This window comes from Pyxidicoccus sp. M15 (assembly GCF_056858435.1).
In genome coordinates this window covers 3,553,019-3,565,390 of sequence record NZ_CM166495.1, presented here as the reverse complement: position 1 = coordinate 3,565,390, position 12,372 = coordinate 3,553,019, and the positions used below count along the sequence as shown (strand labels likewise).

General features: G+C 72.1%; 12 protein-coding genes. 4 read left to right on the top strand and 8 right to left on the bottom strand.

Going from position 1 to position 12,372, the window contains the following annotated elements; translation table 11 throughout:
- Positions 1–230: 230 nt before the first annotated feature.
- The 6 genes from ACX9TP_RS13360 to ACX9TP_RS13335 form a co-directional block, all read right to left on the bottom strand.
- Positions 231–1,442, bottom strand: coding sequence for an NAD-dependent epimerase/dehydratase family protein (locus tag ACX9TP_RS13360; protein WP_482980101.1), 1,212 nt, complete (start codon positions 1,440–1,442; stop codon positions 231–233).
- 95 nt (positions 1,443–1,537) lie between these two features.
- Entirely contained in the window at positions 1,538–2,836 is a 1,299-nt protein-coding gene (locus tag ACX9TP_RS13355; protein WP_482980100.1) for a phospholipase C/P1 nuclease family protein, read from the bottom strand.
- Between the two features lie 86 nt (positions 2,837–2,922).
- A complete protein-coding gene (locus ACX9TP_RS13350; protein ID WP_482980099.1) occupies positions 2,923–3,762 on the bottom strand; it encodes a metal-dependent hydrolase in 840 nt (279 codons plus the stop codon).
- A gap of 32 nt (positions 3,763–3,794) precedes the next feature.
- Positions 3,795–5,309, bottom strand: coding sequence for a hypothetical protein (locus ACX9TP_RS13345; protein ID WP_482980098.1), 1,515 nt, complete (start codon positions 5,307–5,309; stop codon positions 3,795–3,797).
- Between the two features lie 102 nt (positions 5,310–5,411).
- Positions 5,412–6,788 carry a DUF2079 domain-containing protein gene (locus ACX9TP_RS13340; protein ID WP_482980097.1) on the bottom strand — a complete coding sequence of 459 codons (1,377 nt, stop codon included), beginning with the start codon at positions 6,786–6,788 and terminating at the stop codon, positions 5,412–5,414.
- Positions 6,789–6,933: 145 nt separating this feature from the next.
- A complete protein-coding gene (locus ACX9TP_RS13335; protein WP_482980096.1) occupies positions 6,934–7,506 on the bottom strand; it encodes a hypothetical protein in 573 nt (190 codons plus the stop codon).
- A gap of 180 nt (positions 7,507–7,686) precedes the next feature.
- On the opposite strand from ACX9TP_RS13335, the gene ACX9TP_RS13330 reads away from it, so the two are divergent.
- From ACX9TP_RS13330 to ACX9TP_RS13315, 4 genes are all read left to right on the top strand, one after another.
- Positions 7,687–8,427: a hypothetical protein gene (locus tag ACX9TP_RS13330; RefSeq protein WP_482980095.1), complete on the top strand. Its 741-nt coding sequence runs from the start codon at positions 7,687–7,689 to the stop codon at positions 8,425–8,427.
- 38 nt (positions 8,428–8,465) lie between these two features.
- Positions 8,466–8,981, top strand: a complete 516-nt coding sequence (locus ACX9TP_RS13325; protein WP_482980094.1) for a hypothetical protein — start codon at positions 8,466–8,468, stop codon at positions 8,979–8,981.
- 89 nt (positions 8,982–9,070) lie between these two features.
- Positions 9,071–9,631: a DUF2378 family protein gene (locus ACX9TP_RS13320; protein ID WP_482980093.1), complete on the top strand. Its 561-nt coding sequence runs from the start codon at positions 9,071–9,073 to the stop codon at positions 9,629–9,631.
- Between the two features lie 29 nt (positions 9,632–9,660).
- Positions 9,661–10,755, top strand: coding sequence for a hypothetical protein (locus ACX9TP_RS13315; RefSeq protein WP_482980092.1), 1,095 nt, complete (start codon positions 9,661–9,663; stop codon positions 10,753–10,755).
- 12 nt (positions 10,756–10,767) lie between these two features.
- On the opposite strand, the gene ACX9TP_RS13310 is transcribed toward ACX9TP_RS13315, so the two are convergent.
- Entirely contained in the window at positions 10,768–11,598 is an 831-nt protein-coding gene (locus ACX9TP_RS13310; RefSeq protein WP_482980091.1) for a hypothetical protein, read from the bottom strand.
- Positions 11,599–11,858: 260 nt separating this feature from the next.
- Complete coding sequence (locus ACX9TP_RS13305; protein WP_482980090.1) at positions 11,859–12,296, bottom strand: DUF2383 domain-containing protein; 438 nt, start codon at positions 12,294–12,296, stop codon at positions 11,859–11,861.
- Between the last annotated feature and the right edge of the window lie 76 nt (positions 12,297–12,372).

Sequence of the window (12,372 nt, the reverse complement as noted above, 5' to 3'; positions counted from 1 at the left end):
GAATGGGAGTGGCTCTGGGTAACAGCCGGGGCGTCCTTATCACCGTGCGTCGGGGTGGTGAGGGAAGAGTTGCCCCGGGGTCGCCCGCTGCACGGACGGACAGGCGTCACGGTGGGAGCCCCCCGCACGTCGGCGCCTGCACGGCGCACGCGACAGTCCGGGAAAGCGCCGTGAGCAGGCCCCCGCCATTCCCATGACCGGGGGCCCGCCCGTCCTGCTCGCGACGCGCCCTACCCGCCCTTGCCGCCGGAAGCCGCCGGAGCCGGCGGCGTGGCGGGCGTGGCCGGAGCCGCCTTCCCGTCCTTCGCCTTGGCCCACAGCGCGAGCAATTCCGCCTCACGCTCCGGAGGCAGCCCCGCGCGCATCTTGGCCCGGCGCTCCTCGGGCAGGCCCTTGAAGTACGCCAGCGTGTCGCGGACGGTGACGTCCACCGGGCGGAACTTGAGGCCCGTCTTCACGGCCTTCGCGTTGCTGCGCAGGTGCGTGCCCGCGCTGTTGCCCGTCGGCGGCATGTAGATGGGCAGGCGCATGTCGCCCGTCTCACCCTGCTTCTCCAGCCAGTCCGCGGGCACCCACGTCACCTTCGTGTCCTTGCCGGACACCTTGCGGCACGTGTCGAGCATGGCGCCCATCGTCCACGCATGTCCCGGGCCCACGGCGTTGAAGACGCCGTGGGTGTTGCCCTCGATGAGCAGCACCAGCCACTCGGCCAGGTCCCTCACGTCGATGATTTGCAGCGGGTCGTTCGGCGTGCCCGGCGCGAGCATCTCCCCGCCCTTGTCGAAGCGCACCGGCCAGTACGTGAAGCGGTCCGAGCGGTCCTCGGGGCCGACGATGTAGCCCGGCCGGACATTGGCGACGCGGCCCGGCAGCGCGGCCTCGGCGGCCTCCTCGCACAGTCGCTTGAGGGCGCCGTAGTACTCGTACTCCTTGCCCATCGTCTCCAGCGTGGGGTCGGCCATCGTCGCGGTGGGGCCGCTCTCGTCCTCGTGGGGCGTCTTGTCGCTGGCGTACGCGGAGACGCTGGAGATGAAGATGTATTGCTTCACGTTGGGCGCGAGCAGCTCCGCGGACGCCTTGACCATGCGCGGGTAGTAGCCGGACGTGTCCACCACCGCGTCGAACTTGCGGCCCTTGAGCGCCTTGAGTCCCTCGTCCTTGTTCGGGTCTCTGTCTCCGCGCAGCTTCTCCACGTTGGGGAAGAGCTCCGGGCGCGTCTTGCCGCGGTTGAACAGCGTCAGCGAGTGCCCGCGCGCCTGCGCCGCCTGCACCACGGCGGGGCCCAGGAAGCCGGTGCCTCCGAGGATGAGGATCTTCTTCTTCGCGCCCTTCTTCGGGGCAGCGCCCTTGCTACCGGGCGCGGCCAGGGCCTCGGGGCCGAGCGCGAGCAGGGACGCGCCCGCGAGGGAGTACTGCAGGAACTTCCTGCGAGACGAGGTCATGTGTGGCGGCTCCAGGGGGACTTGGAAGCGCTCGGGGGGAGCAGGCAGGGAACCGTGCGCCGGAAATTCCATTCCCGGCGCCGCGGGCCTTCCCCCTACCTGTCCCCCAGCGCCATCCCGAGGCCCACCGTCCAGGTGACGCCATGCCCCCAGGCCGCGCCGGGGGGACGCAGGCCCTGGTAGAGCACCTCGGTGCTGGCGACGAAGGGCCCGCCGAGGGACATGTGGGCCCGCAGCCCCACCGGCACGCCGAGCCGCGAGCCGCCCTCCCAGGAGAGCAGCCCCACGCCCACGGTGGCCCGCAGGTCCACGCCGAGCGAGTACCCCGGCCGCCACGCCCACAGCGGAGGCGACTGTACCGCCAGCGTCCAGCCGCCGGAGGGGCGGGGCCGCGCTCCGCCCGCAAGCCCGTGCATCCAGTCCACCGACAGCGTCAGCGCATGGGGCAGCGGGAGCGAGGCGCGAAGGCCCGCGACGGGCGCCGTGCCGCGAGCGTCGCGGGAGACGCCCCCCAGCGCCTGCAGCGACAGCTCGGGCGGGGGCCGGAAGCCGAGCAGCGACAGGCCCGGCGCGTCCGGGGCGGACGCCTCCTCGAACCGCGCCGCCGCCCACTCGAGGAAGGCCCGCGCGTACGCCACCGCCGCGGCGGCCCGGGCCTCCACGAAGGCCTCGGTGGTGGCGGCGTCCACCTGGCGCACGCGGCCCCGCCAGCGGACCTCCTTGCGGCCGAAGGCATTGCCCACCGCGCCATAGACGCCGAACGTCCCCGGGCTCCGCGAGTCCGGCTCGGACCAGAAGGCGCTCCACGGAATCACCGTGCCATCCCGGGCCGTCAGGGACTGCGAGCGCACGGCCTCCAGCGTCTCGCGCGCGAGGGCCACGTGCGCCTCGACGCCGGAGAGCGGCGCCACCTGGCGCGGGGCCATCCGCGCCAGCGCGGCGCCGAGCCCATGGTCCTCGAAGCCATCCCCGAGCCCGTGCATCACCGGCACCACGTGCGGCGGGGACGCCATGTCCTCGATGTGGTGCGCCAGGTGTCCCGCCCGGTCCCACGCACGCGCCATGTCTCCATGGCGCGCGGCCTCCAGCGCCTCGTCCCACAGGGCCCGCACGCGCGCGTCCGAGCCCTGGCGCAGCGCCGAGTGCAGCGGCCCCTCCGGCCGGTAGAAGTGGTGCCAGCCTGTCCACTTCACGTGGAGGTTGAGGTCCTCCGCGGTGGCCCCGTGCAGGACCCAGGTCCGGTGCTCCGCGAGCCCCGCGCCGCTGCCCTGCGCGACGGCCGCGTCGAGCGCGGCCTCGGTGAGCGCGCGGTGGTCCTCCACGGAGAAGGCCTCCGCGCGCGGCGAGAGGCCCACGGCCAGAAGCAGCACGGAGGCAAGGAGGGCCCGAGTCACACAGCGCATCGTAGGGCATCCCAACCCGCGCCAGCGTCCCGGCGTTCCCACGGGGCCCGCCTGCACGCCGTCCCGGCCGCCGGGCCCTACGCCGCCTCCGCCCCGGGCGCGTCGAAGCGCGACAGGTGGGCCCGCGCCAGGTGCAGGTTGTCGTCCTGCAGCGGGTGGAAGGACGGGCGCAGGTACTGCTTCAGCCCCTTCCACAACACGCGCACGAGCACCGGGTCCTTCTGGTGTCCCCGCCACAGCTCGCGCAGCACGCCGCCCCAGCCCAGCCCGGGCTCCTGCCGCAGCAACGTCACCGAGGCGGCGAACCACAGGCCGAAGAGGGCCATCGTGCCCATGAACAGCCCCGCCACGCGCAGCGCGTAGCCCGGGGCCACCTTCCGCAGCACGTCGAAGGCCACGGACTTGTGCTCGATTTCCTCCGCCGCATGCCACTCGATGAGCTGCCGCATCGCGGGGTGGCCGTCCGCGAACACGCCCAGCGTCAGCGTCTGCTCGCTCATGACGGCGGTGTAGTGCTCCAGCGCGGCCGTCATGGCCAGGCGCAGCGGGGGCGGGAAATGCGGGTCGATGAAGCCCCAGACGATGCGCTGGTACGCCGCCATGTAGCCGGAGAGCTTGTAGCCCTGTGACTCCAGCAGCTCGATGTACGCCTGGTGCTCGCGGGCGTGTTTGCCCTCCTGGGCGAAGAACGCCTTCACCTGGGCGCGCAGCTCCGGCGCGTCCTCCAGGCGGCCCAGGTAGTGGTTGACGCTGCGGACGAAGAAGCGCTCGCCCTGGGGGAAGAGCATGTTGAGCCCGTTCCACAGGTGCGTGGAGCCCAGGCCGTGGTGGTGCCACTGGCGGGGGAAGCTCGCGTCGAAGGGGAACTTGAGGTGGGTGCGCGGGCGGATGCGTCCGGCGTCGTACGGGGAGAGCATGGTGGACTCGTGCGTCGGGAGACCGGAAGGGTTCAAGGGAGGGCCGGGGCCGCGGGTCGTGCCCGACGGGCCGCCTCCAGCGCGAGCGCGGCCCGGAAGGCGGTGAGCCGCTCACGCGAGTTGAAGGGGCCGCTGCCCGCGAGCGTGGCGAAGAAGCGCTTGCGCACGCCCGAGGGCGTCGCGCACAGCACCTCCGTCACGCAGAGGGCCACGCCGCCCCCCACCGCGGGGAGCGGCCGCATGGTGTTGAAGTACAGCGGCAGGTGCCGCGCCAGCGCCGCCTCGTCGTCCACCGCGAGCGTCAGCTTGGACACGAGCGCGTTGCCGCACATCGCCGTGGCGACCTGCCGGAGCACGGGGGTGTACGCGAAGCCATGCGTGGTGAGCGACGGCATCCACCAGGGCAGCGACGGCGAGTAGAGCGTGGAGAAGACGTCCTCCAGCATGCCTCCCTCCCGCCGCGTCCGGGCCAGCAGCGCGGCCACGTGCTCCGGCGTCACCGGCCCCTCGCGCGTGCGCGCCGGCACCACGGCGATGCGGATGCGCCGCCACTCCCGCTCCACCGAGGCCGGCGCGTCCGGCAGCACGGGCACCAGCAGCGTGGGGTTGTCACCCGGCACCCGGCCCGGCCCGGCCTGGCGCAGCGCCTCCAGCGTGGCGCAGCAGAGGTTGCGGAAGTCGAGCCGCTCCGGCAACTCCACGCGCAGCAGCGGCGTGGGCTCATCCGGGCCGGTGAGCCAGTCTCCCGGGTCCGCACCCGGCCCCCGCCGGGGCAGCGCCGACGCGAGGGCGAGGGACACGTCGAACATGGCCGTGCCGTCCATCACCAGGTGGTCGAAGCTCAGCTCCAGCGAGCCCGTCGTCTCCTCCACCCGCGCCCCCAGCCACGCGCCCGAGGCCAGCAGGTGGGACGTCCAGGCACTGCCGCCTCGCGAGGCGCGGTCCACCAGCACCTGGGCACGCAGGCCCGCGCGCCGCGCCTCCGCCAGCGTACACAGGGGGGCCCGTGCCAGCCGCGCGGCCACCGCCTCCTGCGTCAGCTCCGCGTCGTCCAGGGGCAGCCGCAGCACCTGGAAGCCGCCTGCCTCGTGGGTGACGGCGGCGGTGAGCGTGCTCCGGTCGGACGCGGGCTGGCGCGCGTCGAAGCCCTCGCGGCCGAGCCCCGCCACCCAGACGTGCGTGGGCTGGTTGTGCCCCCGGCCCTGGCTGTCCCGGTGCCAGCGGGCCAGCCGGGCCAGCAGCGCCGCGGCCCAGGCGCCTCGAGTGGTGTCCACGCCCAGCGGCTGGAGCGTCACCATGGCGCGGCGCGAGCGGGGCTCGGTGGACAAAAACCGCTCCCACGTCGTCAGCGCCGGCACCACGTCGGACTCCCGCCGCGCGGGGAACAGCCGCTGCAAGCCGCCGCACAGCCGCACCAGGGCGGACAGCGCCTGGCGGGCCACCGGGTGGAAGTGCGGGAACTTGTACGCCATGGCCGCGTGCACCCGCGCGGTGACGTCCTCGTCACGAGGCACAGCCAGGAGGGGGTGGGGGCCGGAACCGTCCATGTCGCACGTCCGCGAGGGTCAGCGGGGGATGACCCAATGCATCGGTTCCGGACTCTACCGGACAGGAGACCTGTCCGGTCGCGTCAATTCACGATTTCTCTGTCAGGGCATGTCGGTGAAGCGGCCCCGTGCGAGGAAGACGTGGCCGTCGTCGATGACGATGTCGGCGCCCTCCGTGGCGCGCCACCGGGCGACGAGCGACGCGAGGTGCTCGGGAGTCACGGGCAGGACGTTGCCCCGCGGAGGCACCTCCACCAGCACCCAGTCGTAGACGAGCCCGCCCCTGGGCTGGGGCCCGCCCACGGCGTACACCTCGTCGCGCGAGGCCAGCGGCGTGACGAGGTTGCCCCCCAGCAGCGCCCGGCCCTCCGGGTGCCTGGAGAGGAAGTCCACCGCGTGCGCCACGCTGGCCAGCCGGGCCTCGTCTCCCGGGCACATGGGGGGATACGTCGACGGTGAGTCGAGCGTGCGCACCAGCTGGCGGAGGTTGGATTCGTTGGTGGTGACCAGCAGCAGGCCCGTCGCCCCCAGCACCCACGCGGGGAGGCGGCGAGAGAGCAACAGCGGCACCAGCGCCACCACCAGGGCGGCGATGACGGGCGCGCCGTACTGGTGGCGCCACGCCATGCCCAGGAAGCGGATGCCGAGCAGGGGCAGCAGCACCAGCAACCACTTCCAGTCGGGCTTCAGGCGCTCGCGCCAGGCCCAGATGCCGAAGGGGACGAACAGCAGCAGCAGCGTGCCCACGCGCGAGAACTGGCGCGGCGCGAAGCGCTCGGCGAGGAATGGGACGAGCCCCGCCTGAAGGCCCTTCTGGAGCCGCTCGCCATAGTCCATCACGGGGCCGAAGCGGGGCCGCACGCCGAAGACGAAGCCGAGCCACGCCACCGCCAGCAGCGCCACGCCCACCGCCAGCCGCCGCTCCCCGCGCAGCCACAGCGCCACCGCGAGCATGATGCCCACGTAGGGGAACTCCTCCTTGCAGGCGAACAGCAGCACCAGCGACGCCACCAGCAGCGCGTTCTTCCGGAAGTGGAAGGCGAGGCCCAGCAGGATGAACGGCAGCATGGACCACGTGGTGGGGTGGACGGGGAACATCACCGCGTCCACGCTGCTCGGGCTCAGGAGCAGCAGCATGCACAGCAGGGCCGTGGACAGGCGGTCCAACCGGCCGCGCGCGTGGAGCCACAGGAGCGGCGCCGTGGCGAGCAGCACGAACAGGACCTCCGCCACGAGCGCGGCCCACATGGGCGACAGCACCTCCACCAGCGGCCGGGCCAGCCACAGCACCGGGTCGAAGTGGTCATTGAAGATGCGAATCTGCCGCGCGCTGAGCCACGGGTTCGGGTCGTCGAGCGACAGCCGCGCCAGCGCCTGGGTGTAGATGCCCAGGTCGTAGTGGGAGAAGCAGCCGTGCACGGCCTGGAGCCAGATGGGCGCCACGACGAGCACGCCCCACACGATGAAGGGGAGGGACAACCCGAGCAGACCGGCGACGCGGCGCGCTCGCCCGGCTCCGGGTTCAGCTTCTGTCGGGGTCATGAGTCAACGGTCGACGGGTGGGCCACGGGCGGGGCCGCTCCTACCACGCGCGGGGAGCCCCACGCAGCCCCGGGGACGTGCGTCAGCCCGTCGCGCGGCGCGCGGCCAGTGCGCCCTGGACGCCCAGGCCCAGCAATTCGGAGTAGCGGGACAGGCGCGCCTGGAAGCGGCGCTCGCTGCGGCCCCAGTACAGGAGGACGGAGCGCGAGGCGTCCTCGGCGTGGCACAGGTGGATGCCGAACTCGTCCTTGGCGCCAATCCAGTCCGGGTGGTGGCGGCGCTCGACGCGCAGGGAGGTGTAGCGCGCCAGGGGCTCGTCCCACGTCTTGTCGCGCAGGACCCCGCCGCCGAGCTGGCGGACCTGCGAGGACGTCACCTCCACCTCCAGCCGCGTCACGATGCAGTTCAGGGTGCCGACCACGCTGAACAGGCCACCGAGGAGGAACACGATGGAGAACCACCAGTTCTCCAGCATGGCGGTGAATGACAACCCCTGGTCCAGCACGTACGCGGCGGGGATGACACAGAACCAGGTGCCGAGGAGGACCGCGTAGACCACCTCCCCGAGCAGCGGCCGCCAGATGAAACGCAGTGGCAGCTGGCCGCCCATGTCGACACTCGGAGGAACCTGGGTGTTCACCTCGAAGAATCGCATGGGGCGGCGCCTCCTCGGGACTTCAGGGGGTGAAGGGTCGGCCTCACCCGAAAGGGGAGCATGCGCGCGGGGGCGGTGTCCAGTCGGGGCCCGATGCCTCTCCGCATTCCTGTTAGCGTGGAGAACCTCGCCGTCACGGATACGGGGATGCCCTTACACGGAAGCAAGCTCGGGGAGTGCATGCGTCAGTCCCTCCTGGTGTCGAGCGCTCTGTGGTTCGGCTGCGCCAGCTCGCCGCACCCGAACACCACCCCACCGGACGCCAGGGTGGCGCGGGGGCCATGGGCGGAAGTACCCACCGTGGAAATGCCCACAGGAGACACCTCCATTCCCATCCACCTGCTGCGGGACGTGGCGGACGCGCTCCTCAATCGCCCGGGAGCCCGGGTGTGTGACCCGATGACGAAGCGCCCCATCGCGGGCCTGTCCACGGAGTATTGCGCAACGGTCTACGTCGCTGGAGATGCGAACGCGATGTCCTGGCGGGTGACCGAGCCCTCCCGGGGAAACCACGAGTCCTGCCGCCCATTCTTCGAGGTTCAGGACGACGACTACCCTGCCGCCCGCGTGTGGGTCGTCGGGTACATTCACAACCATCCGTGTGGAGCCGCGCCCTCGTCGCTGGACCTCAGGGCCTGGCCGACGGATACGTTCAAACCCCATGTCGCCATGGCCGAGGTCCGCCTCATTCCCGGCAATCCTGCCCCAGCCGTCTACAAGGGCGAGGGCATCGAGATGACCTCGGCCCTCGTGGCGGAACGACAAGACGGGGCGCGCGTCTTCCTGCGCTACTTTCCCACGGGCGAAGTACAGCAATGGAGTGTCATCAAGGATGACTGGGTGACGCTCAGCCATTGCGTCCCCCAAAGGACTGACCGCGCGCCACAATGCAACCCACCCCTGCGGCTGCTGAGCGAATAGGCACGGCGCTCCATCCAGGAACGGGCCAGGAGGAAGAGATGCTCAAGGTGTGTGTGTGCACGGCCCTCGCGGCAATGCTTGGAGGGTGTATCCCGCCCGCCACTGCATGGAAGGGCCGCGTCGAGTGGCCGGACGCCGGCACGCGCACGAACATCGTGCCGTTCGCGGAGGCGGGAGCTGCAATCGCAGCGGCCGCGGCCGTCAAGGCGATGGTGAAGGAGAATCCCCATCCGAACCTGTTCTCGGGATGTGCCAGCCCTGAGCAGGGACTGGACGTCGCCGTCTTCACGGGACCGACCGCGGGCATCTACTACGTACTCGTCGATCAGCGCTTCGACAGGTGCGGAGGCCCGAGCGTACGCGTCCTCGATGGCTGGTACGAGTACGCCGTCACGCCCCAGGGCGAGGTGGTCGGTCATGCCCCTCCGCCCCCCGCTGAAGATGCCCCGCCTCCCATCGAGCCTCCCGCTGAAGCACCTCCGCCGGCCGAGCCAACGCAGCCGCCCGCCTCCGACACCACCCCGACATCCCCCCCGTCCCCGGACAAGGGGTGAAGCAGCCGCCAGCGCCTGTCCAACCACCCGACAGGACACACGCGGGGGACTGGCCTCGGGAGGTGGGCTCTGGAAAGAATGCGCGCCCCATGAGCGACGAGCGCGTCATCTTCGGCAACACGGTGGACAGCCTCTACCGCAGGACGCTCGATGCGGACCTGCCTCCGGAGCTGCGGGCGCGGCTCAAGGCGCTGGGCATGGACCTGGACGCGCCGCTGCTCGCGGCCTACCCCCATGCCGTCTGGGTGCGCTGCCTCGACGAGGTGGGCAGCACCCTCCACCCGGACGCGCCACTCGACGAGGCCCGCCGCCGGCTCGCCCGGCGCATGATTGAGGGCTACGCCCAGACGCTCATGGGCGCCGCCGTGCTCGCCATGGCGCGGGTGCTCGGGCCCATGCGCTCGCTGGCGCGGATGACGCACAACTTCCGCAGCGGCAACAACTTCACCGAGACGCGCCTCACCGTCGTGGGCCCCGCCTCCGCCGAGCTCTGGTTCAACGAGCCCGAGGTCACCGAGGGCTTCGTCGAGGGCGTCCTCGAGGAGGGCCTCCACCGCATCGGCGTGCAGGGCCTCACCATCTCCAGGCAGCGCCATGACTCCGAGTCGTGCACCTACCGCGTCCGGTGGGACGAGCCCTCCGCGCGCTGACCCTTCCCCACCGAAAAAGCCCTCACGCCATGCCCCGCCTCCTCGACACCCTCCCCGCGCTCTACCGGGACCTCCTCCCCGCATTCTTCCGCCAGGACGTCCCCGACGAGACGAAGGCCACCTGCTCCCACTGCGCCATGTGCAAGGAGAACGCGCCGGGCGCCGTCGACGCCGTGGACGGGGTGAGCCGCTTCTTCCGGCCCGACACCAAGTGCTGCACCTACTCGCCGCGCCTGCCCAACTACCTCGTGGGCGCGCTGCTCTCCGACGAGCGCCCGGAACTGTCCGAGGGCCGGCGCCGCATGGAGGAGAAGCTCGCCAGCCGCATCGGCGTGACGCCGCAGTGGGTGCGGCCACCGGCGAAGTTCCACTTCCTCTACAAGAACGGACACCAGTTCTTCGGCCGGGCCGCGTCGCTGCGCTGCCCCTACTTCGCCGTGGACACCGGCGGCTGCACCATCTGGCCCTACCGCGAGGCCGTCTGCTCCACCTTCTTCTGCAAGTACGTGGCGGGCGCCGACGGCCGCAAGTTCTACATGTCCATGAAGACGTACCTCACGCTGGCGGAAATCCAGCTCTCGCGCTGGGCCGCGTTCCAGCTGCTGCCGGACTACGTCCTCACCGGGAAGGACCGCGCGGAAACCCAGGCCGTGCCCCTGAGCGTGGAGGACCTGGACGACACCGCGCCGCCCGCGAAGGCCTACGCGGAGCTGTGGAAGGGGTACGTCGGCCTCGAGGCGGACTACTACCGTGAATGCTACCGCCTGGTGCGCGAGCTGCCCGCGGACGGGCTGGAGCGGCTGCTCGGCCTGGACGGCACGATTGAGCTGAAGACGCTGGAGACGCTCCACGACACCGCCGTGTCTCCGAAGCTGCCGCGCACCCTCAAGTTCAACCCCGACGCCACCGTGCAGTGGATGCAGGACGGCAGCGTCGCCCTGGGCGCGTACAGCGACTTCGACGCCCTGGCCCTGCCCGGCGAGGCGTACGGCCTGCTGGTGGAGTTCACCGGCCGCGAGCCCGTGGACGCCGTGCGCCGCCACCTGCGCGAGCACAAGCAGGCGGACCTCTCCGAGGACGTGCTGCTGGAGCTGTACCGCCACCGCATCCTCGTGGAGGCGTGAGCCGACCCGGAGCTACGGCTGTCCGGCCAGCGCGCCCAGCTCGCGCAGCAGCCGGACGGACGCGTGCGTCTGGCGCCAGGCGAAGACGGTGTCGGAGAGGTGCTCGGCCAGCCACGTGCAGAAGCCCGGGTCGCCCGCGCCCAGCCACGCGGCCCACTCGGACAGCTCGGCCTCCGTGGACTCCCAGGCGCGGCGGTAGGCGCTGGCCGCGGCCATGACCTCCGACACCGCGTGGGTGAAGGCGTCCAGCACGGCCCGCAGCTCCAGCGGCGCGCCCGGCTCGCTGCCGCGCGACTCGCGCAGCCGCCCCACGTGGACCAGCAGGCCCTGCTCCAGCGCGGCGGCGGTGCCCAGCCGGGCCTGCGCGCCGCGCAGCAACAACTGGAGGTCCTCGCCCAGCTCGCGCAGCAACTCCTCGTTGGAGCGGGCCACGGGGCGGCCCAGCCGCGTGCAGACGGCCTGCCACAGGTTGCTGTAGCCCAAAAGCTCCGCCACGCTCCGGCGCACGTGCGGCGGGACGCGGTCGAGGAAGTCGAGCGCGCACGTGCGGGCCGCCCCCACCAGGGCTCCCGCCTCGGAGCCGCCCTTCGTCAGCTGGAGCAGCCGCCATGCCCACTGGAGCGCCTGCTCGGTGGAGCGGAACAGCGCCTCACAGCCCACGCCGAGCGCCCCCGCGTGGCTCGTGTCCACGAACGGAGAGGCGATGACGGCGGGGGTGGGGGTGGCCGGCGTGGGCGACGGCTCGCTCTCACCGGGAGTCGCGGTCTCGGCGCCGCGGTCGTCCGTGCGCCGGTCCGGCCCGGAGCCCGAATCGCGTCCCGACGAACCGCTGTCCAGCCACATACCGCGCCTCCCGAAGCTCAAATGGCGGACTCCTGGTATCTCATGTCGCACCCACAACCTCCAGACCCCCTCCCCGCGCGGACAGGTCCGGACGGGAGGGGGCCCCCGAGGCCGGGGACGGCGAGGGTACGGGCTCCCGACGCCGCCCGGCCCGGCGGATTCAATGCCGCCTGGCGCCGGAGAAGGCGTGCGGGCGCCAGCGCCCCCGGCGCGGGAGGCACCAGGGGGCCGCGTACCCGACGCGACAGGTCGTCCCCGCGTCAGTGCAGGGTGCGCTTCAGGCGGCTGAGCCGCTCGTGGGTCCGCTTCTGGGCGGGCAGCAGCTCCATGCGCACGAAGCGCCGGGCCTCGCCGTGCACCTGGTCCAGGTCCCGCTGGTAGTCGTTGAGGCCGTGATCCTCCCCTTCCTCCAGCGCCTGGATGGCGGCCTTCTCTCCGAGCAGGTCCGCGCCCCCCTGGACGAGCTTCGCGAAGCCGCCCCACACGCCCGAGCCCTCCGCGGGCTCGCCACCCATCTTCCGGATGCGGTCCTTCAGCTCCTCCACCCGGTGCTCGTGGTCATGCTGACAGTCCTCCAGCGCGCCCCGGAGCCGGTCATCCGACACGTGCCCCAGCGCCTGGCGGTACGTCTCCACCGCGGAGATTTCCCCTCGAAGGAAGGAATTGAGCGTGTCGACATCCTTGCCGATGTTCGCCATGGACGGCCTCCTCGTGTGAGCGTGGTACCGCGCCAAGGTGGTATCGCCCCTGCCCGACGACGAGGCCCGCTCCCTC

Excerpts from the sequence above, each read along its gene's own strand:
- ACX9TP_RS13360 (WP_482980101.1), bottom strand. The coding sequence starts at position 1,442 with ATGACCTCGTCTCGCAGGAAGTTCCTGCAGTACTCCCTCGCGGGCGCG.
- ACX9TP_RS13350 (WP_482980099.1), bottom strand. The coding sequence starts at position 3,762 with ATGCTCTCCCCGTACGACGCCGGACGCATCCGCCCGCGCACCCACCTC.
- ACX9TP_RS13345 (WP_482980098.1), bottom strand. The coding sequence starts at position 5,309 with ATGGACGGTTCCGGCCCCCACCCCCTCCTGGCTGTGCCTCGTGACGAG.
- ACX9TP_RS13335 (WP_482980096.1), bottom strand. The coding sequence starts at position 7,506 with ATGCGATTCTTCGAGGTGAACACCCAGGTTCCTCCGAGTGTCGACATG.
- ACX9TP_RS13330 (WP_482980095.1), top strand. The coding sequence starts at position 7,687 with ATGCGTCAGTCCCTCCTGGTGTCGAGCGCTCTGTGGTTCGGCTGCGCC.
- ACX9TP_RS13325 (WP_482980094.1), top strand. The coding sequence starts at position 8,466 with ATGCTCAAGGTGTGTGTGTGCACGGCCCTCGCGGCAATGCTTGGAGGG.
- ACX9TP_RS13320 (WP_482980093.1), top strand. The coding sequence starts at position 9,071 with ATGAGCGACGAGCGCGTCATCTTCGGCAACACGGTGGACAGCCTCTAC.
- ACX9TP_RS13315 (WP_482980092.1), top strand. The coding sequence starts at position 9,661 with ATGCCCCGCCTCCTCGACACCCTCCCCGCGCTCTACCGGGACCTCCTC.
- ACX9TP_RS13310 (WP_482980091.1), bottom strand. The coding sequence starts at position 11,598 with ATGTGGCTGGACAGCGGTTCGTCGGGACGCGATTCGGGCTCCGGGCCG.
- ACX9TP_RS13305 (WP_482980090.1), bottom strand. The coding sequence starts at position 12,296 with ATGGCGAACATCGGCAAGGATGTCGACACGCTCAATTCCTTCCTTCGA.